Genomic DNA, 22,661 nt, shown 5'->3' on the forward strand with positions numbered 1-22,661 from the left:
CGCCATAGCGAAAGGAAGACGATGATCCCATTCATGTTCGCCACCGGCATCGAGAACAGCTATCCCACCCTCGAGCACGGGCGCGTGCGGCGCGACCAGATGGAAGAATGCGGCCACTACCGCAACTGGAAAGCCGACTTCGGCCTGGTGGCGCGCATGGGCATCAACTACCTGCGCTACGGCGTGCCGCTGCACCGCGTCTGGCTCGGCCCCGGCCGCTACGACTGGGAATTCTCCGACCAGGCGTTCGGCGAACTGCGCCGGCTGGGCATCGAAGCGATCGCCGACCTGTGCCACTTCGGCGTGCCGGACTGGGTCGGCAATTTCCAGAACCCCGACTTCCCCGACCTGTTCCGCACCTACGCGGCCGACTTCGCCGCGCGCTATCCGTGGATCCGCTTCTACACCCCGGTCAACGAGATGTACGTGTGCGCGCGCTTTTCGGCGCTGTACGGCTGGTGGAACGAGCAGCAGGCCAGCCCGCGCGCCTACGTCACCGCCGTCAAGCACCTGGCGCGCGCCAACCTGCTGGCCATGCACGAGGTGCGCCAGCGGCGCGCGGACGCCATCTTCATCCAGAGCGAGTCGACCGAATACTTCCATCCGTGCGAGCCGGCGTCGGTGGAACTGGTCGACGCGATCAACCAGATCCGCTTCCTGACGCTCGACCTGAACTACGGCCACCCGCTCGACCCGGCCACGCGCACCTTCGTGCAGGAGTGCGGGATGACGCAGGAGGAATGCCGCTTCTTCGAACAGAACGCGGTACGCCGCAACTGCGTGCTGGGCACCGACTACTACGTGACCAACGAGCACTACGTGATGCCCGACGGCGAGCGCCACGCGGCCGGCGAACTGCTCGGCTACACCACCATCGCGCGCCAGTACTACGAGCGCTACGGCCTGCCGCTGATGCACACGGAAACCAACCGCGACGAGGGTCCGCACGGCGACGAAGCCGCCATCTGGCTGCGCCGCCAGTGGTCGCAGATGCTCGGACTGATGCACGCGGGCGTGCCGATGGTCGGCTTCACCTGGTACTCGCTGACCGACCAGGTCGACTGGAACGACTCGCTGCGCTTCATCGAGGGCCGCGTCAACGCGCGCGGCCTGTTCGACCTCGACCGCCAGATCCGCGACGCCGGGCGCGAGTACGGCAAGCTGATCGGCGACTGGAAGGACCGCCTCCGCGCCTACAATGACCTCGAACCGGACCCGCGCATGGCGGTCGACCACCGGCCGGACGCCGGCGCCGTCACCGACAACCTGCGGCGGCTGCTGATGAAAATGGATACGCACGACACCGACAAGCCGCAGTGAGGCGCCGCAGGGGCGGTGCGGCGGCCGTCGTCAGCCCTGGCGGTGCACGTCGCGACACAGCAGCATGTCGGTCACGCGGTCCGGCTTGTCCCCGTCGAAGCCGAGCACCGGCGCGCGCCGCGGCGGATTGCACCAGGTGCCGAACAGCATGTCCCACAGCGGCAGGCCATAGTTCTGGCGGTGGTGGCCCAGCTGGTGGTGGACGGTGTGCATTTCCGGCCGCTGCACGATATAGCCCAGCCAGGTGGGCGTGCGCAGGTCGCTGTGCAGGAACAGGTCGAACAGGCCGGTCAGCAGCAGCGCGATGGCGGCCGCGACGGGGCTCGCGCCCAGCACCAGGTAGCTGACGCCGGCGCTGATGCAGATGGCGGCCGCGGAATCGAGCGGATGCGCATAGAACGCGGTCAACGCCTCCACCCGCCGCGCGCTGTGGTGCAGCTGGTGGAACACCCGCCACAGCAGGTCGGCGCGGTGCGTGGCGCGGTGCCACCAGTAGAACACGAAGCTGGTCAGCAGGAAGGCCAGCAGCCCCACCGCCGCCTCCGGCATGACGCTCCCGGCATCGAACAGCGCCACGCGCCGGATCGGCCCGGCGAACAGCCAGCCGACGGCCAGCGTGACCGCCACCGTGACGGCGCCGACGCCGCTCGCCAGCACCAGCCAGCGCCGGTCGCAGGCATTGCGCGAGGCCGGCGCGATGACTTCGCGCGTGAACAGGGCCACGAAGGCCAGGCCGATGATGGGCATTACCAGGAGTTCTACCATGCTTGCGCTCCAGAGACAGGCGCCGCGTGGACGCCGCGACATAGGCACTCTACAGCAGTCACGCAGTCCGCGATGTTTCCCTTGCGACGGGGCGCCCCTGCCTTCGATGAAAAATTCAATCAGGAAATTACTTGCCCCAAAGATAATAATGGTTCATCATGATTTAGTGCACCGGAAGCAACAAGAGGTCCGCGTGCCGTCATGCCGTCGCTGGCGTGGTCGCGAACCGTGCCACGATGACAACATCGTCAACGCATTGGAGGAATCGTGCCGACCAGAAGCACTGGAAATCTCGAAATGACCCACAAGATCGTCGGCGAAGGCGGCCATCTTGCCCACATGTGGAACCGGCGCGACGCCGCCGGCGTTAACGAAACAGTACTCACGCGCTACCGTGTTTGCAACCTCCAGGAAGCCATCAATACATGGATGTACTGCCTGGCCGGCGGGCGCCACGTTGCGCTGACGCGCGACAAGCCGACGGAAATGCAGGCGGTCCAGCAAGTGGGGAACAATGAAGGAATGCCGGGCACGCGATCCGGCCCCGATCCCAGGATCGCGAAACTGCTATCCATGGGAATCCAGATCGCGACGCCGCCCCCGCGCCCGGTCGTCGAATATTCGCTGGAACCAGCCGCCCAGTTCCTGAATGGCCAGAACACGGTCATCACCGTCGGCATCAATTCCGCATTCTGCGTCGCCGGCAGCGGCCTGTCGTTCGAAGGCGGCGGCGGTACCGTCGTGCAGATCGGTACGCCGCTCAGCTGGGTCGATGTCGATCCCCGCCTGCTCGAAACGGCGTTTCCGGACAGGCTCGCGTAACGCGTAACGCGGATCGAGGCTGCAGCGCCCATCCGCGCCGGCACCGTCGCCGGCTGCTGCCACGTCGCCCGCACCTCGGTCCGCGTCGCGGCGTCGGCCGGCGACAGCCCGAACATCACCGCCACCGCCGCCAGCCGCAGCAGCACCGGCGCGCGACGCAGACGCATGACTACCAGTCCCACCAGCAGCGCGAGCAAGGTCGGCAGCAGGGGTCGCAGTTCGCCGCGCATCGCAGCCCCCAGCGCGTCCGACGACGTACGACATTGGATACAGGAAGATCCACACCAGGTCGACGACGTGTCCAGAACACCCGGCAAAGGAATCCCGCGGCACGACACGACTGAGTGCCTGCGGTATTTACGACATCCATATAGCCCATGCAAGACCGGGGCTTGCACGATACGACCGGAAGGGCGGCGGGCCAGGCTCGTATTGCAGTCAAGCAATTTCAGCGCCAAACCATTATGATGCGCTGATTGCCACTCCCCGATGGAAACGATGAACGCCACCCTGCAACAGCAAGCACTGCACTTCGGCGACGCGGTCGCCGCCTACCTGGCGCCCTGGAAGGACACGCTGAAGGATTTCGACTGGCCGCTGACGCCGGCGGCCAGGACGACCGCCGCGGCCATGGGCTTCGGACTGGGCGACGGCAGCGGGGGCACCGCGGCCACCAACGCCCTGCGCGCGGCCGTCGCCGCCCGCGCCCGCGCCTGCCACGGCCTGCCCGCCGACACGCGCGCGGCGCGCATGGCCGCGCTGTGCTCCTTCGTGATCCGCGACTGGGGCGCCCTGCGCAGCAATCGCGACGCCACCATTGCCGGCTATGCGGCGCGCTACACGGGCGCCGGCATCGCCGACCTGTCCGCCATCGCTTCGCTGGACGACCTGCAGGCGCAGGCCGGCTGCACCTTCCCGGTCCAGGGGATCTCGAGCTGGTCCAAGTGGCTGAGCTTCGTCTGGAGCGATTGGGCGCTGGTCTACGATGCGCGCATCGCGTTCGCGCTGAACACGATCCACTTCCTGCACGGCGTGCACGCGCCCGCCGTTCCCGTGCCGCAGGGCCGCGACCGCCTGCTGAGCACCCTGGACACGCAATCGCTGGCGGCGCTGGGCTACCTGCAGCGGCGCGGCAAGACCTGTCCGGCCGCCGGCGCGCACGTCGCGGTGCTGGCCGACTGGATCGAGGACGGCAGCGTGGCGGACGCGTCGGCCTATGCCTACTACCTGGCCGTGATGCGGCGGGTGCGCGACGTGCTGGGCTACGAGGGGCCGTTCGCGCTGACGGAAACCGAGATGCTGCTGTTCCACGTCTCCAACAAGCAGGTCGTGCACGCGCTGCTGGCGGCACTGAGCGACACGCTGGCCGCGCGCGCCGCGTAGCGCGGCGGAGCGGCGACGCCGTGGATCAGCAGGCGGTCGGCTTGAGACGCTCGACCTCCAGGCCGAACAGCGGGCGCAGCCGGGTGCCGGCGACGTTGCCGCAGAAGGCCGCCACCAGCCACAGCCAGCCGTGCAGGCTGCCCGAGACGATGCCGCTGAAGTAAGCGCCGATATTGCAGCCGTAGGCCAGGCGCGCGCCATAGCCCAGCAGCAGGCCGCCGACGACGGCCGCGACCAGCGAGCGCAACGGCAGGCGCCACACCGGCGCCCAGCGGCCGGCCAGCGCCGCCGCCAGCATCGCGCCGAGCACGATGCCGATGTCCATCACCGAGGTGACGTCGTTCCACACCGGCGCGGCCAGCGCGGCGGCGTTGGCCTTGGTCGACCAGTAGGCCCAGCTGGCGGTGTCGATGCCCAGCAGCGCCGCCGCCTTCGCGCCCCACAGGGCGAACGCCGACGTCACGCCCCAGGGGCGTCCCGACAGCGCCAGCGTGGCGAAGTTCAGCACCACCAGCGCCAGCGCGCCCGCCACCAGCGGCCACGGGCCGTGCAGCCAGGGCGACGCGTGCGGCGGCTGCACGTGGGCCGCCACCAGCCGGCCGTGGCGGCGCTTCTCGACGGCGACCGTGACGGCGTAGACCAGCGCGAACACGGTCCAGTTGAGCGCCAGCGCCGGCGCCACGCCCAGTTCGTTCACGAGCGACAGCGGCTTGAGCTGCGGCAGCGACGTCCAGAACGGCATGTGCGCCGTGCCGATCACGGAACCGGCGATGAAGGCGAGCAGCGTGACGACCATGCGCGTGCTGCCGCCGCCGACCGTGTACAGGGTGCCGGAAGCGCAGCCGCCGCCCAGTTGCATGCCGATGCCGAAGATGAAGGCGCCGACGACGACCGAGGTGCCGGCCGGCGACACCAGGCCCTTGACGGGCGTGCCGAACAGCGTGCCGGCGGCCAGCACCGGGAAGAACAGCGCCACGCCGACGGCCAGCATGATCATCTGGGCGCGCAGGCCGGCGCCGCGGCCGTCGGCGATGAACACGCGCCAGGCCGAGGTGAAGCCGAACGCCGCATGGTAGAGCGACAGGCCGAGCAGCGCGCCGACGACGTACAGGGCGGCCTGGCGCCAGCCGACGGCCTGGCCGAGCCAGGCGGCGCCCAGCACGACCAGCAGGAGGGCGACCGCGAGCGGCGCGGGGTTGATGCCGGCGCGGCCGGGCGAGGCGGGAAACGGGGAAGTCGAGGAAACGGACATGGCGAACGATCAGGGTGGCGTCGACGACGCAATGCGCTATTGTGGCGCGTTTTCGCACTTCCTGCCCGGCCCGTCGTCCATGGCCGGCCGCGACGCCGCGCGGACGGCGTGCCGGCCCGCGTGTTAACATGCGGGATTGCCCCGACGCCTGCCCCCTCCATGTCCGACCATTCCTCCACCCCGCTCGACGCGATCGTCGTCGGCAGCGGCCCCGGCGGCGCGTCCGCCGCACGCGAACTGGCGCTGCGCGGCGCCCGCGTGCTGCTGCTGGAACAGGGCAGCGCGGCGCCGCTGGCCGGCACGCTGGGGCAGATGGCGGGCATGGCCGCGGTGCCCGGCAAGGGCGCCTTCCTGCACCGCGACGGCTCGCTGCTGGTGCGCGCGCTGGCGCTCGGCGGCACGTCCTCGATCAACTTCGCCACCGCCGCGCCGCCGCCGGCCGCCATGTTCGCGGCCCACGGCATCGACCTCGAACCGGCGCTGGCGGCACTGCGCGCCGAACTGCCGATGGCGCCGCTGCCCGACCACCTGGTCGGCCCGATGGCGGCGCGCATCGCCGGCGCGGCCCGGCGCCTGGCCCTGCCCTGGCGCCGGCTGGACAAGCTGATCCGCCCGCAGTCCTGCCGCCGCGGCTGCTGGCGCTGCGTCTACGGCTGTCCCTACGGCGCCAAGTGGACGGCGCGCGATTTCGTCGACGAGGGCATGCGCAGCAGCCTGCAGCTCGTGAGCGGCGCGCGCGTCACCCGCGTGCTGCGCGAGCAGGGCCGCGCGGCCGGCGTCGAGGCGGTGGTGCACGGCCGCGCGCGCAGCTGGCGCGCGCCACTGGTGGTGCTGGCCGCCGGCGGCATCGGCAGCCCGCGGCTGCTGCGCGCGTCCGGCCTGATGACGGCGCCCGCCGCGTTTTTCAGCGACCCGGTGGTGGCGGTGATGGGCAGCGTCGACGACCTGGACGAACGCCACGGCCCGGGCGGCGCCGAAGTGCCGATGGCCGCCGGCGCGACCTGGCAGGCGGACGGCCTGGCGCTGGCCGACCTCACCTTGCCGCGTCCGATGTACCAGGCGTTCGCGCTGCAGGCCGGCCGTCCCGACCGGCTGTTCGCGCATGCGCGCACCCTGACCATCATGGTCAAGATCCGCGACGCCATCGGCGGCCGGATCGGCCCGCGCTGGGTCGACAAGGCGCTGCAGGACGCCGACCGCGCACGCTTTTGCCATGGCAACGAGATCGCCCGCGCCATCCTCAGGGAAGCCGGCGCCCGCCACATCTTCGCGAGCCACCATTTCGCCGCCCACCCGGGCGGCAGCCTGCGCATCGGCGCCATGGTCGACGCCGACCTGCGCACCGCCACGCCCGGGCTGTACGTGTGCGACGCGTCGGTGATCCCCGAGCCCTGGGGCCTGCCGCCGACGCTCACCCTGCTGTGCCTGGGCAAGCGCCTGGGCGCGCACCTGGCCGCGCGCCGCCCGGAAGCCGGCGCGGCGGGAGGATGCGCGCCGGCGGCGCCGGCAGCCGGGGAGGCGCCTGGCGCGACGGACGCGCCGCCAGCCGGCCGACTGGCGCAGGCCGCCGCCCCCTCCCCCTCCCCCTGGCCGGCGCGCTCCTGAACCGCCGGTCGGAGCCACCCCGCAACCGATGATTCGCTGGCGCTGGCGGGCCCGCGCGTGCTAACCTGCCGCCATTCGCGCACGGCGGAACGGACTATGAAGAACTGGATCAAGGGTTTGCTGGGGAACTCGGAGCAGGCGGCCACCGCCGCCGCCGCGGACGCCCACGCGCAAGCCGAGAGCGCGGGCGCCGAAATCGACGCCGCCTACTACCGCTGGCTGACGGCCAGCGCCGGCTACGAGGCGCCGGACGACGTCGAGCGGCGCATCCTCGACGAGCTGCGCCAGCTGGCGCGGGACCCGGCCGCCGCGGCCGGCCTGGTGCCGCGCGTGCCCGAAGTGATCCCGCAACTGCTGGCCAGCCTGGGCGACGAGGGTACGTCGAACGCCGACCTGGCGCGCCAGGCGTCGCAGGACGTGGTGCTGGTGGCCGAGGTGGTGCGCGAGGCCAACAGCGCCTACTACCGCCCGCTGACGCCCGTCAAGACCGTCGAGGCGGCCATCATGATGCTGGGCCAGAACGGCCTGCGCATGCTGCTGGCGCGCCTGGCGTTCCGGCCCATCATCACGATGCAGTCGAGCGGTTTCGCGCGCCGCGCCGCGCCGCAGGTATGGAGCCAGTCCGAGAAATGCGCACTGGCGGCGAGCCTGATGGCGCCGGGCATGACCGCGGGCGCCTTCGAAGCCTACCTGTCCGGCCTGATGCAGAACGTCGGCCTGCTGGTGGCGTTCCGCCTGGCCGACCGCATCGGCCAGGAAGGCCGCATCCCGGGTTCGCGCGCCTTCGGCCTGGCGGTCCAGGAACACGGCCGCGCGCTGTCGGCGCAGGTGGCCCGGCACTGGGAATTCCCGGCGGACGTGTGCGAGGCCATCGCGCATGCCGGCGAACCGGGCGAGCAGCCGCTGGCGAAGGCGCTGGCGCTGGGGGACCGCATCGCCAAGCTGCGCCTGCTGATCGACGGCGCGGTCATCGACGAGGACGATACGCTCGTGACCGAGGGGCTGGACAACTTCCAGCGGCGTTGCCTGAACAAGCTGGCGCTGGCGGAAGATTGATGGCCGCATTGCGGCCTGGATCGATATAACGTCGCCCTGCGACGCACGGGAGCCGGTGTCCGGCGGGCGGAAACGCGCTGGCGCAAATCGCATCGTCGTCGATCGCGCACGGGGGATTGGCTGTCCTTGACGTCCGGGCGCCCGTGGACGGACAACCATGATGTCGATGCCGGCCCGACGACGTGACGAACACCGGGTCGCGTGTCCGCTGCCACTGCCGGCCGAAGGCGCTCACGGATGCCCTGCCGGTGCCGCCCCCGATGACCTACGCCCTTCAGACCGCTTCGGGCACCCCGGCCCGGGCGCGCCGGCGGCGGATGGCGCTGGCGATGCTGAACACGCCGATGGCGCCGGCGATCGCGCCGATGGTGCGCGGCGCCAGGTGATCCGTCATGCCCGCGTCGGCGGCCATCTCCGGCACGATCGCCGGCTCGGCCCTGGCAGGCGCTTCCGGCGCCGTGCGCACGCGTACCACCACCGCATCGCGCTCGGCGGACGCGGCATGGGCCGCGCCGGCCAGGGCCAGCCCCAGCAGCAGGGCCGGGATCGCGTTGCGCAGGATGGTGGTCATGGGAACTCCGTCGTGTCCAGTATTTGTTTCGTTTAGCTAACATGATAGGCCACCGCGCCGATAGCGACCATGTGAAAATCTTTATGGTTGCGATAGCCTAGGATGATGAGGTGAAGCTGTTGTTCTTTACCCACAGCGGGCAACGACACGCCTTGCCGAAGCGCTGCAGCGCCTCCGGCGAGGGGCGCCCGGCCTGCCGGCCGGGGCCGCCGGATCGACGGACGCGCGCGCTGCGGCGATGCACACCCCGTGGATGGCCGCGAACGCGGTCCCGGCGCGCTGAAGGATCGGGCCGTCCATGCAGGAATCCGTAGGTGGACAACTTTATTGTAGATTCTGGGCAACAATTTGTGTCCAGGAAGTCAACGGCGGGCCATCCGGCCGCGCGCGACCGCCCCCGGCTCGCGTATCATATGCGCCACTTCAACCACAGCATCGGGAAAGACATGGCAGACCAGGACATCACCTACGACGACGTTGCCGCAGCCGCCGCGGGCCTGCAGGACGATGGCTCGCCCGTGACGCTCGAAGCGGTACGGGCCGTCGTCGGGGGTTCGCCGAACGCCGTCTACAAGCACCTGTCGGCCTGGCGCCTCGCCACCGCCAAGCCGGTGGAGCCGCCCCGGGCCGAGCTGCCGGAAGCGCTGCTGTCCGGCCTGGCCGAATGGGCGCTGCAGTTCGCCCACGACGCCGGCGCCGCCGAACGCGAGGCGCTGGCCCAGTCGGACGCCGACCGCGAGGTGCTGGCCGCCGTCGGCGAGGAACTGGAAGCCGAGCGCGACGGCCTGCGCACCGAGCTGGCCGACGTGACCGGCGCGCGCGACGACGCGCTGGCCCTGCTGGCCGAGCGCGACGAGACCATCGAGCGCCTGAACGCCGAGCTGCGCAACGCGCGCCAGGTGGCGATGGATGCGCTGGTCAGCAAGGCCAAGGACCAGCTGGCGATCGAGGGCAAGGACAGCCAGCTGGCCGCCCTGCGCGCCGAAATCGAACGCAACGTCGCCGCGCAGGCGGCGGAGTCCGATCGCCGCCTGGCGGCCGAGATGGAGCTGGTGGGCGCCACCACCGCGCGCACGGCGCTGGAAAGCGAGAACGCCGAGCTGCGCAAGCAGCTGGAGGCGGCGCGCAGCAAGCGCTGATCACGCGGCGCACCAGAATGGGGCGTCCCGCCCCGTTTTCCTCTGGCACGTTTCTTGATAGTCATCAACTGTCAAGACTCCGGGATTGCCACATGAGGGACTTCTACAATGAGATGACGGTTGGCGCGGACGGCACGATCCGCGACCACTACCGCGCATTCGACAGCTGGCTGCGGATGCAGCCGCCAGAGCGCATCGAGCGCAAGCGCGCGGAGGCCGACCTGACCTTCCGCCGCGTCGGCATCACCTTCGCCGTCTACGGCGACGGCGCCGGTACCGAACGCCTGATCCCGTTCGATACCATCCCGCGCATCATCCCCGCGCACGAATGGACGGCCCTGCAGGCCGGCCTGGCGCAGCGGGTCAAGGCGCTCAACATGTTCGTGCACGACATCTACCACGGGCAGGACATCATCCGGGCCGGCATCATCCCCGCGCAGCAGATCTACCAGAACGCCCAGTACCGCCCCGAGATGCAGGGCATCAGCGTGGCGTCAAGCATCTACGCCCACATCGCCGGCGTCGACATCGTGCGCGCCGGCCAGGGCGAGTTCTACGTCCTCGAGGACAACCTGCGCGTGCCTTCCGGCGTGTCGTACATGCTGGAAGACCGCAAGATGATGATGCGGCTGTTCCCGGAACTGTTCGCGCGCCACCGCATCGCGCCGGTCGAGCACTACCCCGACATGCTGCTCGAGAACCTGCGCTCGGTCGCGCCCACCGGCGCCAGCGATCCCACCGTCGTGGTGATGACGCCGGGGATGTACAACTCGGCCTATTTCGAACACGCCTTCCTGGCCCAGCAGATGGGCGTCGAGCTGGTGGAGGGCAAGGACCTGTACGTCGACGCCAACGCCGTCTGGATGCGCACGATCCGCGGCCCCAAGCGCGTCGACGTGATCTACCGGCGCCTGGACGACGACTTCCTCGACCCGCTGGCGTTCCGCTCCGATTCCACGCTGGGCGTGCCGGGCCTGCTGTCGGTGTACCGCGCCGGCCGCGTCACGCTGGCCAACGCCATCGGCACCGGCGTGGCCGACGACAAGTCGATCTACCCCTACGTGCCGGACATGATCCGCTTCTACCTGGCCGAGGAGCCGCTGCTGAACAACGTCCCGACCTGGCAGTGCCGCCGTCCGGACGAGCTGTCGTACACGCTGGCCAACCTCGAGCAGCTGGTCGTCAAGGAAGTGCACGGCGCCGGCGGCTACGGCATGCTGATCGGCCCGGCCGCCAGCCGCCAGCAGATCGAGGACTTCCGCGCGCGCCTGAAGGCCAGGCCGGACGGCTACATCGCGCAGCCGACGCTGTCGCTGTCGGCCTGCCCCACCTACGTGGAAAGCGGCATCGCGCCGCGCCACATCGACCTGCGTCCCTTCGTCCTGTCCGGCAGGACCATCTCGATGGTGCCGGGCGGCCTGACGCGCGTGGCGCTGCAGGAAGGCTCGCTGGTGGTGAACTCGTCGCAGGGCGGCGGCACCAAGGACACCTGGATTCTGGAGGAATGATGCTGAGCCGTACCGCCGACCACCTGTACTGGATGGCGCGCTATACCGAGCGCGCCGAGAACACCGCCCGCATGCTCGACGTGGCCGTGCAGACCTCGATGCTGCCGCAGTCGCGCCACGACGCCGAGCAGGCCTGGCGCGCCATGCTGGGCATCTCCGAGCTGCGCGACGCCTACGAGGCGCGCCACGGGGAGCTCGATGCCCAGAAGGTGCTGGCCTTCATGGTCAACGACCCGGCCAACCCGTCGTCGATCGTCTCGTGCCTGACCGCCGCGCGCGAGAACGCGCGCGCCGTGCGCGGGGTGCTGACCACCGAGGTCTGGGAAACCCACAACGCCACCTGGATCGGCCTGCGCGAGCGCACCGCGCTCGACAGCGACCCGAGCGAATTCTTCGAATGGGTAAAGTACCGCTGCCACCTGTGGCGCGGCGTCACCTTCGGCACCATGCTGGACGACGAGGCGATGGTGTTCATCCGCCTCGGCACCTTCCTCGAGCGCGCCGACAACACGGCGCGCCTGCTCGACGTGAAATACCACGGCGCGCAGGGCGCGCGCGAACCGAGCGACACCCACGAGCTGCCCACGCAGCGCGAATTCTATTACTGGGCCGCCCTGCTGCGCTCGGTGGCCGGCTTTGAGATCTACCGCAAGGTCTACCGCGACTCGATCACGCCGGCGCGCGTGGCCGAGCTGCTGATGCTGCGCGCCGACATGCCGCGCTCGCTGCTGGCCTGCATGGAGCAGGTGGTGGCCAACCTGAAGACCGTGCGCAACGACGTCTCGCGCGAGACCGAGCGCCTGGCCGGCAAGATGCACGCCGACCTGCAGTTCGCGCGCATCGAGGACATCCTCGACGCCGGCATCGACGACACCCTGTCCGCGTTCATGGAAAACGTCTACGCGCTGGGCAACGGCATCAGCCGCGACTTCCTCGTACCGCTGGGAGCCTGACATGCAACTGTCCATCCGCCACGAAACCATGTACCGCTACAGCCAGCCGCAGGCCTACAGCATCGAGCAGCTGCACCTGACGCCGCGCGCCGAGGCGCAGCAGCAGGTGCAGTCCTGGAAGATCTCCACGCCGGGCCACTGCACGTCCTACCTCGACGCCTACGGCAACTTCTCGCACATGATGACGCTGAACGAGCCGCACGACACGGTGCGCATCGTGGTCGAGGGCCTGGTGACCACCACGGCGCTGGCCGGCGGCCGCCTGCAGGACGGCGACGGCCTGTCGCCGCTGATCTTCACGGTGCCGACCCGGCTGACGCAACCGAGCCAGCCGCTGGCGGCGCTCGCCGCGCACGTCCTGCCGGGACCGGGCGCGCGCATCGGCACGCGCCACGCGCTGGACCTGGCCGCGCACATCTTCGGTGCGGTCGCGTACCGCAGCGGTGCAACCAGCGTGTCCAGCACCGCCGGCGAGGCGATGACGCTGGGCGCCGGCGTCTGCCAGGACCACGCCCACATCTTCCTGGCCTGCTGCCATGCGCGCGGCGTGCCGGCGCGCTACGTGTCCGGCTACATCGACCCGGAATCGACCGGCCACGCGGCCAGCCACGCCTGGGTCGACGTCTGGGTCGAGGACGACGACCACACGGGCTGGGTCAGCGTCGACGTCACCCACAACCGCCTGATGACCGAGGCCTACTGCCGCCTGGCGATCGGGCGCGACTACGAGTCGGCGGCGCCGGTGCGCGGCATGCGCCGCGGCGGCGGCGACGAGACGATGACGGTGCAGGCGCTGATCGTGCCCGTCCAGTGAGCGGCTCGTATAAAATGACGTTTTTGATTGCGTAAAGACTCCAATGACTTACTGTGTAGGCATGCGCCTGAATGCGGGCCTGGTGTTCCTCGCGGATTCGCGCACCAATGCCGGGGTCGACCAGGTGGGCACGTTCCGCAAGCTGAGCGTGTTCGAGAACCCGGGCGACCGCATGATGGTGCTGATGACGGCGGGCAACCTGTCCATATCGCAGGCGATCCGCCAGGTCATCTCCAGCTACGTCAGCCCGGAAGGCGCGACGATCTGGAACGCCCCGGACATGTTCGCGGCCACCCGCATCGTCGGCGAGGCCGTGCGCACGATCCACAAGCAGGAAAGCGGCAAGCTGGCCGAGTTCGGCGTCGACTTCAACGTCAGCATGATCTTCGGCGGCCAGATCGCCGGCGAGCGCTGCCGCCTGTTCTACGTCTACTCGGCCGGCAACTTCATCGAATCGCACGACGAGAACCCCTATTTCCAGATCGGCGAGGCGAAATACGGCAAGCCGATCATCGACCGCGTGGTCACCCCCCACACCTCGCTCGACGACGCCGCCAAGTGCGCGCTGATCTCGATGGACTCGACGCTGCGCTCGAACATCTCGGTGGGCCTGCCGCTGGACCTGCTGGTCTACGAGGACGGGGCGCTGGCCGTCACCCGCTTCGTGCGCATCGACGAGAAGAACCAGTATTTCAGCCAGATCCGCAACATCTGGGGCGAGCAGCTGAAGAGCGTCTTCGAAGGCATCGATGCGCCGGTGTGGAACGCCGCGCCGGACGCGACGGAAAACGTGCTGTCGACGGCGGCGGCCAGCAACCGCCCGGTGCGCATCGCCCTGCCGGCCGGCATGGTCGCGGCGGCGCCCACGGCCCAGGTGCAGTCGCTGGCGCAGGGGCCGGCGTCGACCGCGCAGCATTGAGCATGGCGGACGCCATCGGGACGGCGTGCGTCCTCGTGCTTGCCGCCGTGTGCTGCGGCGCGGCGCAGGCCGGCACCGACGATTTCCGCTGCCTGAAGACGACCGACGCGCGCCGGCCGCTGCGACTCGAATTCCGTTTTCCGGCGGACGAGGGGAAGGCCGGCCAGGTCCGCTACGAACACGGCAGCGTGGCCATCCCCGTTCGGCTCGTCAGCCGGGAAAAGGCCGAGATGGACCCGGGCCGGCCCTACGAATTCACCACCGTCTGGCGCGAGCAGCCCGCGGGCGGCACCTATACCCTGGTCACGCAGGGCGCCCGTGTCTACGGCGCGCGCTACGTGCGGGCCGACGGCAGGACGTTCGCCTTTACCGAGGACCTGGACGCGGTCGGGGACGACGGCTGCACCTGGACGCGCTGACGGCCGTCCCCGGCGCACGCCACGAATCGAGCTCACCCTGCCTTGAAGTTGCTGCTAAAATATTTACGCGATTTAACATTCTTGTGTCGTAAATATGAACATCATCGGCTGGATACGCGAAGGCGACGAAGCGTCCTGCGGCGGCAAGGTGAAGCAGGGACACCCCACATTCACCAGCCACGGCAAGCCGCTCGCACACGCGGGCAACCCCATGGCGTGCAGGAAGCACTGCGTGGTCGGCGCCGGCGAACACCATTTCACCCTCCCCGACGGCCTGCCGCAGGCCCTGCACGGCGACGAGACCAGCGGCGGCTGTCCGCTGGTCTCGACCCTGAACGGCATCCACGGCGTCGAGGACGCCTCCGGCGTCCCGCTCGTCACCGCGTATTTCCAGCCGGCCGCCGTGGCGCTGGCCGCCGCCGCCCTGGCGCCCGAGCCGGACGACGACGCGCCCTGGGTGCCGGGCCGCTACGACGACCGCTACGTGCTGCTGGGCGTAAGCGACGGCAGGCCGCTGGCCCACACGGCCTATGCCATCGAGCGCGAGGATGGCAGCATCGAGCACGGCACCACCGATGCCGACGGCCACACGCACCTGCTCAAGCAGACGCTGGACGAGGAGCACGTGCGGATCTACCTGGAAGACGATGCATGAGCGCGGTGCTGGACAGGAACGGCAGGCCGATGCGGCTGGTCGGCGCCACCAACACCACGCCGGTGGCGGACCGCGCGGCGAAGACGCTGCATGTCTGTAACCACGGCAACGACGTGGTCGGCATCGCCGAATACATGGTCGCGGAGATGAAGCGCAACCCGTTCAGCGAAGAAGGCCGGAAGATGACCGAGGCGAATGCCTACGACATGGCCAAGGAGATGGAAGCCTGGAACGCCCTGCCCTGGTACGCCAAGTTCGGCGGGCCGCCGGACTATGCCGGCATTGCCGCGGGCAAGAAGATGGCGGCGTATTCGATCTGGGCCGAGCGGGTCGCGCCGAACCGGCCGTGGGATCACAAGCCGATCCTGGCCGAACGCCTGCGCAAGCAGCATATCTTTCGCAAGGGCTGGCAACGCTACGGCAACGAGGATTATTTCTACGATATCTGGTCGAACATCCATTACGGTTACGTGGGCGTGGCGTGCGGCTTCAGCGCGGACGAGTTGCTGGGCGGCGCCGGATTGGCCCAGGCCGGCAGCGATTTCCTGCGCGATGCGCGGAAGTTGCGTGTTCCACGCATCCAGCACCATCCTGAAAACGGCGCGTGGGCCAATCGCATGGACGATATACCGGACCATATTTCCATCAAACTGGGCGTGGACCTGTATGCGCGCGCCAAGCCGGCCGCACTGACGACGGCCATCCTGCTCAGGGCCATCGTCGGCGTTCCACTACCGTGGGGCGTCGGGAACGACTACGCCAAACGACCGCACGAATGTACCCCATGAAGATCGCCCCCTTCCCCACGAAACTGCTGGCGATCGCCGGGGCGTTCATTGCCCTGTGGCTCGCCCTTGCCGTCTTTTCCTATACCTCGCCGGTGGTGTACCTGCACTATTCCGCGGCCGCCACCGCGCCCGTGACGTACTTTTTCAACGAAGACAACGATATCGTCAAGGACCAGATCGAACCCGGTGCGCGCCTCGAGTTCCGCACCGCCCATCGGCCGCATGCCGGCTATTTCATTAACGTCAGCCTGCCGGCCGCAAGCCGTGACGGCGTGGACATCGCGCCGCCGTTCAGCCGGGTCGACGTCTACATCGGCGCCGATACGAAAATTACCCGCACCGTCGTCAGGACCGATTTCCTGGCGCGCTTCGGATCGGACTAGGAAAGCGCATCGCACGTCATGCCGGCACCGCCATCGAAGACGACCTTTTCGCCCAGGATGAAAACGCTGGCGCTGGTCGTCGCGGTTCCGGTACTGGCCTGGCTCGGACTCGGCCTGCTGGTCCACACGGCGCCCGTGGTGGTGTTGCACTATGCCAGCACCGCGACCGCCCCGGTCGTCTATTACTTCAATGCGAACGACCGCGTCACCAAGGCCACGATCGCTCCAGGCCAGCAGATCGCGTTTCACCTGCCTCATCGCCTGCCTCCGGATGCTTACATCGGGGTCAGCATGCCGCTCGCCGGTGGGCACGGCGTGGACCTCGCGCCGCCCTTCAGCCGCGTCGACGTCTACATCGGCGCCGACACGAAAATTACCCGCACCGTCGTCAGGACCGATTTCCCGGCCCGCTTCGGCATCGATTGATGCCGGCCGCAGGTCCTGGCGGGCAGGGTGCACCCCGCGCACGATAGACAGCGATTCAATTGCATTCAAGGATTATTTGCTTAGAATACATGTATGTGTACGAAGAAAATTCTTCGTGTCACTTTTGTCGGGAAACATTCATATGGGTCATTGACAGGAAAGTCGGATGCAAAACGTTGTCCAATCGATACAGGATCTGGTGTTCGGCGATCCGCAGCACCAGCGCATCCTGCGCGTCACCTTCCCGCACGCCGACGGCCCCGGCGCGCCATTGCTGGCCAATGCGCTCGACGCGTTCGAATCCATGTCGCGCGACTTCGAGTACCGGGTCGAACTGCTGTCCGACAGCGCCACGATCGCGCTGAAGGACGTCCAGGGCAAGCTGATGACGGTCGAGCTGGTGCGCGGCGACGGCAGCCTGCGCCACTTCAGCGGCTATGTCTTCAGCTTCCGCCACGTCACCACCGACGGCGGCTTCGCCTTCTACGAAGCCCGCCTCGGGCCGTGGCTGAAGTACCTGTCCCTGCGCAAGGACAATTACCTCTTCCATCACAAGGCGCTGCGCGACCAGACCGCCGGCATCTTCGCCGACTACTCCACGCTGCCCGACTGGGATTGCCGCCTGCTGGGCGACGATCCGCCGATGACGGACGCCTGCCAGTACGACGAGACCGACCACAACTACCTGCACCGGCGCTGGGAAGCGGCCGGCTGGCACTACTGGTACGAACACACGCCGGCCGGCCACAAGCTGGTGCTAGGCGACGACACCCGCGGCGCCGACCCGATCGACGGCGACGGCGAGGTGCGCTTCCAGCGCCACGGCGGTGCCAGCGAGGAGGACGGCATCGCCCAGTGGTCGCCGGTGCGCAACATCGCCGCCTCCAGCGTGGCACTGAGCGGGTTCGACTTCAAGCATCCGGTGCCGGCCAACGTCACGATGCCGACGGTGAACCGGCAAGGCAGCGTGCTCCAGGTGGAATCCTACGAATACACCGGCGCCTACGGCTTCGACGGCCTGCAGCGCGGCGACCGCCTGGCCCAGCTGCGCATGGAAGAAACCGAGGCCGCGTCGCGCTACTTCGAGGGCAGCGGCAACAGCCGCTTCCTGCAGCCGGGGCGCTGGTTCCGCCTGCGCGACCACTTCAAGGACAGCGACGCCGGCGGCGACGACCCCGGCAAGAACGAATTCCTGGTGCTGGAAGTGCGGCACCTGGCGCGCAATAATTATTTGCAGGATACCCTGCCGGCCGAGTACAGCAACACCATGCGCTGCATCCGCAGGCAGGTGCCGTGGCGCCCGGGCCGCAACTTCAACAGCAGCGACACGCGCATCCTGGCGCCGCAGACGGCCACCGTGGTCGGGCCGCAGGGGCCGGACAGCATCCACACCGACCGCTACGGCCGCATCCGCGTCCAGTTCCACTGGGACCGCGAGGGCGTCAACGACGAGAACAGCTCGGCCTGGCTGCGCGTGGCCAGTTCCTGGGCCGGCAGCGAGCTGGGCGCGGCCGCCGTGCCGCGCGTGGGCAGCGAGGTGATCGTGCAATGGCTGGGCGGCTCGCCCGACCGGCCCATCGTCACCGGCAGCGTCTTCAACGAGCGCAACATGCCGCCCTGGCAGCAGCCGACCCAGCACGCGCTGACCGGCCTGCGCAGCCGCGAACTGGCGCCGAACGGCGGCAACGCCGCGGGCGGGCGCAGCAACCACCTGATCCTCGACGATACCTACGAGAAGATCCAGGCGCAGCTCAAGAGCGACCACCAGCACAGCCAGCTCTCGCTCGGCCACATCACCCGCGTCGAGGACAACAGCGGGCGCAAGGACGAGCGTGGCGAAGGCTGGGAACTGACCACCAACGCCTGGGGCGTGGCGCGCGCCGGGATGGGCATGCTGCTGACCACCGAGGCGCGCGACAATGCCGCCGGCCACGCCAAGGACATGGGCGAGACCGTCGGCCGCCTGAACGCGGCGCGCGAGCGCCACGAGCAGATGCGCGAACTGGCCGAGCAGCACCTGGCCCAGCAGCCGGGCGTCGACCAGGCCGCCGCCGGGGCGGCGCTGGCCGCCCAGAACGAGGCCGTGCGCGGCAGCGGCAAGGCCCAGGGCGAATTGAGCGACCCGCAGCTGGTGCTGTCCAGCCCGGCCGGCATCGCCACCAGCACGGCGCGCAGCACCCACGTGCAGAGCGACCGCCATACGGTGCTCACCACCGGCGAACACCTGTCGATCTCGACCGGCAAGAGCCTGTTCGCCAGCCTGACCGAAAAGCTCGGCGTGTTCGTCCACAAGGCCGGCATGAAGCTGTTCGCGGCCAAGGGCAAGGTCGAGATCCAGGCGCAGAGCGACAACGTCGAGATCGTCGCCGAGCAGGTGCTCAAGCTGATCAGCACCCGGCAGAACATCGAGATCGCCGCCGACCGCGAGATCCTGCTCCACGCCGGCGGCAGCTTCATCCGCATCAGCGCCAAAGGCATCGAGCACGGCACCGGCGGCAAATGGGAAGTGCATGCGGCCACCCACGCCCATTCGGGTCCGCAGAACCTGGACGCGTCGTTCGCCGCCATGCCGGCCGCGCAGGTGGGCCAGCACAGCCTGCGCTTCGCCTTCCCCGGCGCCGACGACGTCGTGGCCGCGCTGGGCATGGTCGGCAAGCCCTACCGCATCCTCGACCGGCTGGGCAAGGAGGTCGCCGCCGGCGTGCTGGCCGAGGACGGGCGCCTGCCGCGCCTGGATTTCGACGACAACGAACAACTGACCCTGCACGTGGGCGAGGACAGCTGGCGCAGCGTGCGCCTCGCGGCCTCCGAACCGGCGCCCGAGATCGAGCGGCCGGACGAGGATTTCTACCACGCCGAGGACGAGGAGGCGCCGGCGCGCGAGGCCGAGGACTTCGGTCCGTTCGCCACCGGCCTGGCCGGCATCGACCTGTCGCTGCACCTGAACCCGCACCTGCTTGGCAAGCTCATCAACAATCCCGAAGGCGAAGAATAAGACATGATCGACAGCATCCTCAAGACCCTGGTACTGGCCGCATGCGTGGCCCTGGCGGCGCCGGGCGCCGGCGCCGCCACCCCTACTGCAGCCGGCCCCGCCGCGGCCGCCATCTCGTCGCAGCAGCAAGGCATCCACCAGTGGCAGGTCGCGGACGGCAAGCTCATCCTCGTCACCGGCACCTACCAGGACGTGACGACGTACAAGCGCAGCCTGACGTTCTACCTGGAAGCCAAGCCCGGCGAACCCTGGATGCACGTCCCGGTGGTCAACGGCGACACCGACCAGGACCTGACCTGGTTCAGCATCTCGCAGGGCGAGCAGACCGTCGCCGATGCCGTCGTCGTGCCGCGCGCCGGCACCGTCGACCTCGTGGTCGCCGAGACCAAGCCCGGCGCGCGGGCCGCGGTCGCGGTGCGCTGGTACCGGCTGGCCGCGTACAGCGACGAGAACCCGGACGGCCCGGCCCATTATTTCAAGAAGACGTCCTCCTCCAGCTACCCGGCCAGCGCCAGGCTGACGGTCGAACAGGTGCTGAAGAAGGAAGTCGCGTCGAAACCGCAGAAGTAGGATTGAACCATGACGCGCGAGTTCATCAGTGCCCGCTACGATGCCAGCATCCTGACCGTCGACTACGTCGGCGACGATGGCACCCACCTGCTGCGTACCGGCGGGACCATCGCCTGGCGCTTCAATAATCCGGGCAACCTGCGGCCGGCCGGCGAGACGCCCATCATGGGCGCCATCGGCGTCGGCAAGACCAAGGGCAATGGCGCCTTCCTGATCTTCAAGAGCTACGAGGAAGGCCGCCTGCAGAAGAAGAAGCTGCTGCGCCGCCGCTACAACGACCGCACCATCTACACGATGCTGACCGGGATTCCCGATCCCAAGCATCCCGGCAAGATGATGCTGGGCTACGCGCCGGCGTCGGACAAGAACGACCCGCTCGCCTACGCCAATGCCATCAGCAAGCATACCGGCTTGCCGATCACGACCAAGCTGAGCGACATTTCCGACGACAAGCTCGAGGACGTGCTGGACGCCATGGAAAAGAAGGAAGGCTTCCATGCGCTGAAGGACAAGCGCCGGGAGCGCGAAGTGCCGACCACCACGGTCACCGTGTCCGACGGCGCCATGCCGAAGCCCGACGTCCCGGTGCAGATCAGGATCGGCGACAAGACCTACGACAAGAAGACCGACAAGAACGGGCAGCTGCCGAAGATCGCCCACATCGAACCGGGCAAGAAGGCCGAGATCCACTTCCCGGACCTGACCGGGGCCTGGCACAAGCAGTTCGAGTTCGTGATGGACGGCGTGTCCAGCGCCTACGTGCTGCTGCACGACCTGGTCAGCTACGAGGCGCCCACCGCGCCGAAGAAGCCGCCGGCCAGCGTGACGAATCCGGCGCGCCGCCCCTTCGACCACGTGGTGGCGCGCAAGGAAACCCTGGGCATCCTGGCGGCGCGCTTCGGCACCTCGGTCGCCGCGATCATGAAGGACAACCCGGCGATCAAGGATCCGGCCAAGATCTACGTCGGCCAGGTGATCGGCATCTACGGGCCGCCATCGGGCCGCGGCAGGACGGCCGCGGCCCGGCCGGCGCCGAAGCCGAAACCGGCACCCGCGGCCGGGGCAGCCAAGGCCGCCAAGGCCGCCGCCGCCGCGCCCGCGACCGGCGCCGACCTGACGCGCAGCAAGAAAGGCACGGGCCAGCCGCTGGCAATCGTGCCCGCCGACCAGAAGACGGCGCCCTGGATGCCGGTGGCGATCGACGAAGCCAAGAAATGGGCCGGCCAGGACGAGAGCGTCATCACCAAGACCGGCAACTTCCACAAGCGCGTGGGCCTGGGCGGGAACATGGTGACCACGCCCTGGTGCGCCGCCTTCGTCAATTACTGCCTGATGACCGTCGGCGCGCCGCACGAGAAGAGCGCCTCGTCGCAATTCCCGACCTGGTCGAAGAAGTTCAAGAAGATCGACAAGCCCGTGTACGGCGCGATCATGGTCATGCGTAACTATTTCGAGGACAGCGGCAAGGCGGCCGGCACCGGCCACGTCACCTTCGTGTACGGCAAGACGGCGCAGGGCCATATCGCCGGCCTGGGCGGCAACCAGAGCGATCGCCTGAAGGTGTCCCAGTACAAGGTCACCGGCGTGTCCGCCCGGTTCAAGTTGCACGGCAAGTGGCTGCAGCAGAAATTCCATGGCTTCTACATTCCGGTCACGTACGAGGAATACGCCAAGTCGCAGCACGAACCGGACGTCGTCGATGTCGACGACGTCAACAAGAACTTCCTGAACATTGCCAACGCCGCCTCCGGCGCAAACGAAAAAACCCAATGACGACATCCCTGAAACGCATCCTCCTGCTCGCGTCCCTGGCGGCCGCCGGCGCGGCCCAGGCGGGCTCCCCCGACGGCCTGAGCCTGGCCGCCGTCGGCAACGCCTCCGGCGCGCCCTATGCCGGCGCGGTCAAGCAGTTCTTCGCCGACCACAAGGCGCAAAAGGTCGCGGACTGCAACGACTACATGCTGGACATCGCCAACCTGTACGTCGCGAACCTGCCGCCGCAACTGACCGGCGACCTGGCCGTGGGCGCCGTGAACGACAAGGCCAAGCGCAAGCGCCTGGCCGCGCTGCTGACCGGCTATCGCGATGCGACGCTCACGCACGGCTTCGACGGCGCGCTGGCCTACGAAGTCAGGGAGGGCAAGCTGCGCCTGTACGGCATTTCCGGCGACCCCGGCGAAAAAGTCCTGGTGTCGACGCTGACGCCCGCCGAAGCCGCGGACCAGCGCAAGTTCAACGTCGCCGCGTGCAAGGCCGTGGCCGGCCTGGGGGTGCTGGCGGCGCCCTGAGCACGGGCGGCGGGCCGACCGTCGCCGCTG

General features: G+C 69.0%; 23 protein-coding genes. 20 read left to right on the top strand and 3 right to left on the bottom strand.

Features of this window, described 5'->3' with window-relative positions; all coding sequences use genetic code 11:
* Positions 1-21: 21 nt before the first annotated feature.
* Positions 22-1,320: a family 1 glycosylhydrolase gene (locus QZ749_RS24855; protein WP_296953036.1), complete on the top strand. Its 1,299-nt coding sequence runs from the start codon at positions 22-24 to the stop codon at positions 1,318-1,320.
* 30 nt (positions 1,321-1,350) lie between these two features.
* Here QZ749_RS24855 and QZ749_RS24860 read toward each other — a convergent pair whose 3' ends face one another.
* Positions 1,351-2,085, bottom strand: coding sequence for a sterol desaturase family protein (locus tag QZ749_RS24860; RefSeq protein WP_296953037.1), 735 nt, complete (start codon positions 2,083-2,085; stop codon positions 1,351-1,353).
* A 297-nt stretch (positions 2,086-2,382) separates the two neighbouring features.
* Between QZ749_RS24860 and QZ749_RS24865 the strand changes: the two genes are divergently transcribed.
* Together QZ749_RS24865 and QZ749_RS24870 are read left to right on the top strand one after the other, a co-directional pair.
* Complete coding sequence (locus QZ749_RS24865; RefSeq protein ID WP_296953039.1) at positions 2,383-2,907, top strand: hypothetical protein; 525 nt, start codon at positions 2,383-2,385, stop codon at positions 2,905-2,907.
* Positions 2,908-3,405: 498 nt separating this feature from the next.
* Positions 3,406-4,290, top strand: a complete 885-nt coding sequence (locus QZ749_RS24870) for a hypothetical protein (RefSeq protein WP_296953041.1) — start codon at positions 3,406-3,408, stop codon at positions 4,288-4,290.
* Positions 4,291-4,315: 25 nt separating this feature from the next.
* Here the strand turns inward: QZ749_RS24870 and QZ749_RS24875 are convergent, their stop codons facing one another.
* Positions 4,316-5,542 carry a YeeE/YedE family protein gene (locus tag QZ749_RS24875; protein WP_296953043.1) on the bottom strand — a complete coding sequence of 409 codons (1,227 nt, stop codon included), beginning with the start codon at positions 5,540-5,542 and terminating at the stop codon, positions 4,316-4,318.
* Between QZ749_RS24875 and QZ749_RS24880 the strand changes: the two genes are divergently transcribed.
* The 3 genes from QZ749_RS24880 (at position 5,541) to QZ749_RS24890 (ending at position 8,203) form a co-directional block, all read left to right on the top strand.
* On the top strand, positions 5,541-5,669 hold the full coding sequence (locus tag QZ749_RS24880) for a hypothetical protein (RefSeq protein ID WP_296953044.1): 129 nt from the start codon (positions 5,541-5,543) through the stop codon (positions 5,667-5,669). The two genes, QZ749_RS24875 and QZ749_RS24880, sit on opposite strands and share 2 nt — an antisense overlap.
* Positions 5,670-5,701: 32 nt before the next feature.
* Complete coding sequence (locus QZ749_RS24885) at positions 5,702-7,147, top strand: GMC family oxidoreductase N-terminal domain-containing protein (protein WP_296953045.1); 1,446 nt, start codon at positions 5,702-5,704, stop codon at positions 7,145-7,147.
* A gap of 96 nt (positions 7,148-7,243) precedes the next feature.
* A complete protein-coding gene (locus tag QZ749_RS24890; RefSeq protein ID WP_296953046.1) occupies positions 7,244-8,203 on the top strand; it encodes an HDOD domain-containing protein in 960 nt (319 codons plus the stop codon).
* A gap of 274 nt (positions 8,204-8,477) precedes the next feature.
* Here the strand turns inward: QZ749_RS24890 and QZ749_RS24895 are convergent, their stop codons facing one another.
* Positions 8,478-8,774, bottom strand: coding sequence for a hypothetical protein (locus tag QZ749_RS24895; RefSeq protein WP_296953048.1), 297 nt, complete (start codon positions 8,772-8,774; stop codon positions 8,478-8,480).
* Positions 8,775-9,220: 446 nt separating this feature from the next.
* On the opposite strand from QZ749_RS24895, the gene QZ749_RS24900 reads away from it, so the two are divergent.
* The 14 genes from QZ749_RS24900 (at position 9,221) to QZ749_RS24965 (ending at position 22,631) form a co-directional block, all read left to right on the top strand.
* Positions 9,221-9,913, top strand: a complete 693-nt coding sequence (locus tag QZ749_RS24900) for a DNA-binding protein (RefSeq protein ID WP_296953050.1) — start codon at positions 9,221-9,223, stop codon at positions 9,911-9,913.
* Between the two features lie 92 nt (positions 9,914-10,005).
* Complete coding sequence (locus QZ749_RS24905; RefSeq protein ID WP_296953052.1) at positions 10,006-11,421, top strand: circularly permuted type 2 ATP-grasp protein; 1,416 nt, start codon at positions 10,006-10,008, stop codon at positions 11,419-11,421.
* Positions 11,421-12,374 carry an alpha-E domain-containing protein gene (locus tag QZ749_RS24910; protein ID WP_296953122.1) on the top strand — a complete coding sequence of 318 codons (954 nt, stop codon included), beginning with the start codon at positions 11,421-11,423 and terminating at the stop codon, positions 12,372-12,374. The genes QZ749_RS24905 and QZ749_RS24910 overlap by 1 nt, the downstream gene beginning before the upstream one ends.
* 1 nt (position 12,375) lies before the next feature.
* A complete protein-coding gene (locus tag QZ749_RS24915; protein ID WP_296953054.1) occupies positions 12,376-13,188 on the top strand; it encodes a transglutaminase family protein in 813 nt (270 codons plus the stop codon).
* 43 nt (positions 13,189-13,231) lie between these two features.
* A complete protein-coding gene (locus tag QZ749_RS24920) occupies positions 13,232-14,107 on the top strand; it encodes a peptidase (RefSeq protein WP_296953056.1) in 876 nt (291 codons plus the stop codon).
* Between the two features lie 2 nt (positions 14,108-14,109).
* The gene (locus QZ749_RS24925; protein ID WP_296953058.1) at positions 14,110-14,526 is read left to right on the top strand and encodes a hypothetical protein; all 417 of its coding nucleotides are present in this window, start codon (positions 14,110-14,112) and stop codon (positions 14,524-14,526) included.
* Between the two features lie 94 nt (positions 14,527-14,620).
* Positions 14,621-15,181 carry a PAAR domain-containing protein gene (locus tag QZ749_RS24930; protein ID WP_296953059.1) on the top strand — a complete coding sequence of 187 codons (561 nt, stop codon included), beginning with the start codon at positions 14,621-14,623 and terminating at the stop codon, positions 15,179-15,181.
* Positions 15,178-15,969, top strand: a complete 792-nt coding sequence (locus QZ749_RS24935; protein ID WP_296953062.1) for a polymorphic toxin type 44 domain-containing protein — start codon at positions 15,178-15,180, stop codon at positions 15,967-15,969. The genes QZ749_RS24930 and QZ749_RS24935 overlap by 4 nt, the downstream gene beginning before the upstream one ends.
* Positions 15,966-16,352: a hypothetical protein gene (locus QZ749_RS24940; RefSeq protein ID WP_296953064.1), complete on the top strand. Its 387-nt coding sequence runs from the start codon at positions 15,966-15,968 to the stop codon at positions 16,350-16,352. Before QZ749_RS24935 ends, QZ749_RS24940 begins: the two co-directional genes overlap by 4 nt.
* 57 nt (positions 16,353-16,409) lie before the next feature.
* Complete coding sequence (locus QZ749_RS24945; RefSeq protein ID WP_296953066.1) at positions 16,410-16,778, top strand: hypothetical protein; 369 nt, start codon at positions 16,410-16,412, stop codon at positions 16,776-16,778.
* A gap of 166 nt (positions 16,779-16,944) precedes the next feature.
* Positions 16,945-19,773 (top strand): type VI secretion system Vgr family protein, encoded by a 2,829-nt coding sequence (locus QZ749_RS24950; protein WP_296953068.1) that lies wholly within the window; start codon positions 16,945-16,947, stop codon positions 19,771-19,773.
* A 3-nt stretch (positions 19,774-19,776) separates the two neighbouring features.
* A complete protein-coding gene (locus tag QZ749_RS24955) occupies positions 19,777-20,343 on the top strand; it encodes a hypothetical protein (RefSeq protein ID WP_296953072.1) in 567 nt (188 codons plus the stop codon).
* Positions 20,344-20,352: 9 nt separating this feature from the next.
* Positions 20,353-22,116, top strand: a complete 1,764-nt coding sequence (locus QZ749_RS24960; RefSeq protein WP_296953074.1) for a TIGR02594 family protein — start codon at positions 20,353-20,355, stop codon at positions 22,114-22,116.
* A complete protein-coding gene (locus QZ749_RS24965) occupies positions 22,113-22,631 on the top strand; it encodes a hypothetical protein (RefSeq protein ID WP_296953076.1) in 519 nt (172 codons plus the stop codon). Before QZ749_RS24960 ends, QZ749_RS24965 begins: the two co-directional genes overlap by 4 nt.
* The last annotated feature ends 30 nt before the right edge of the window (positions 22,632-22,661 follow it).

The organism is uncultured Massilia sp. (assembly GCF_913773735.1).
In the GTDB taxonomy this organism is placed as follows: domain Bacteria; phylum Pseudomonadota; class Gammaproteobacteria; order Burkholderiales; family Burkholderiaceae_D; genus Telluria.

Bases quoted from the DNA above. Each gene is read 5' to 3' on its own strand.
- QZ749_RS24855 (WP_296953036.1), top strand. From the start codon at position 22: ATGATCCCATTCATGTTCGCCACCGGCATCGAGAACAGCTATCCCACC.
- QZ749_RS24860 (WP_296953037.1), bottom strand. From the start codon at position 2,085: ATGGTAGAACTCCTGGTAATGCCCATCATCGGCCTGGCCTTCGTGGCC.
- QZ749_RS24865 (WP_296953039.1), top strand. From the start codon at position 2,383: ATGACCCACAAGATCGTCGGCGAAGGCGGCCATCTTGCCCACATGTGG.
- QZ749_RS24870 (WP_296953041.1), top strand. From the start codon at position 3,406: ATGAACGCCACCCTGCAACAGCAAGCACTGCACTTCGGCGACGCGGTC.
- QZ749_RS24880 (WP_296953044.1), top strand. From the start codon at position 5,541: ATGGCGAACGATCAGGGTGGCGTCGACGACGCAATGCGCTATTGTGGC.
- QZ749_RS24875 (WP_296953043.1), bottom strand. From the start codon at position 5,542: ATGTCCGTTTCCTCGACTTCCCCGTTTCCCGCCTCGCCCGGCCGCGCC.
- QZ749_RS24885 (WP_296953045.1), top strand. From the start codon at position 5,702: ATGTCCGACCATTCCTCCACCCCGCTCGACGCGATCGTCGTCGGCAGC.
- QZ749_RS24890 (WP_296953046.1), top strand. From the start codon at position 7,244: ATGAAGAACTGGATCAAGGGTTTGCTGGGGAACTCGGAGCAGGCGGCC.
- QZ749_RS24895 (WP_296953048.1), bottom strand. From the start codon at position 8,774: ATGACCACCATCCTGCGCAACGCGATCCCGGCCCTGCTGCTGGGGCTG.
- QZ749_RS24900 (WP_296953050.1), top strand. From the start codon at position 9,221: ATGGCAGACCAGGACATCACCTACGACGACGTTGCCGCAGCCGCCGCG.
- QZ749_RS24905 (WP_296953052.1), top strand. From the start codon at position 10,006: ATGAGGGACTTCTACAATGAGATGACGGTTGGCGCGGACGGCACGATC.
- QZ749_RS24910 (WP_296953122.1), top strand. From the start codon at position 11,421: ATGCTGAGCCGTACCGCCGACCACCTGTACTGGATGGCGCGCTATACC.
- QZ749_RS24915 (WP_296953054.1), top strand. From the start codon at position 12,376: ATGCAACTGTCCATCCGCCACGAAACCATGTACCGCTACAGCCAGCCG.
- QZ749_RS24920 (WP_296953056.1), top strand. From the start codon at position 13,232: ATGACTTACTGTGTAGGCATGCGCCTGAATGCGGGCCTGGTGTTCCTC.
- QZ749_RS24925 (WP_296953058.1), top strand. From the start codon at position 14,110: ATGGCGGACGCCATCGGGACGGCGTGCGTCCTCGTGCTTGCCGCCGTG.
- QZ749_RS24930 (WP_296953059.1), top strand. From the start codon at position 14,621: ATGAACATCATCGGCTGGATACGCGAAGGCGACGAAGCGTCCTGCGGC.
- QZ749_RS24935 (WP_296953062.1), top strand. From the start codon at position 15,178: ATGAGCGCGGTGCTGGACAGGAACGGCAGGCCGATGCGGCTGGTCGGC.
- QZ749_RS24940 (WP_296953064.1), top strand. From the start codon at position 15,966: ATGAAGATCGCCCCCTTCCCCACGAAACTGCTGGCGATCGCCGGGGCG.
- QZ749_RS24945 (WP_296953066.1), top strand. From the start codon at position 16,410: ATGAAAACGCTGGCGCTGGTCGTCGCGGTTCCGGTACTGGCCTGGCTC.
- QZ749_RS24950 (WP_296953068.1), top strand. From the start codon at position 16,945: ATGCAAAACGTTGTCCAATCGATACAGGATCTGGTGTTCGGCGATCCG.
- QZ749_RS24955 (WP_296953072.1), top strand. From the start codon at position 19,777: ATGATCGACAGCATCCTCAAGACCCTGGTACTGGCCGCATGCGTGGCC.
- QZ749_RS24960 (WP_296953074.1), top strand. From the start codon at position 20,353: ATGACGCGCGAGTTCATCAGTGCCCGCTACGATGCCAGCATCCTGACC.
- QZ749_RS24965 (WP_296953076.1), top strand. From the start codon at position 22,113: ATGACGACATCCCTGAAACGCATCCTCCTGCTCGCGTCCCTGGCGGCC.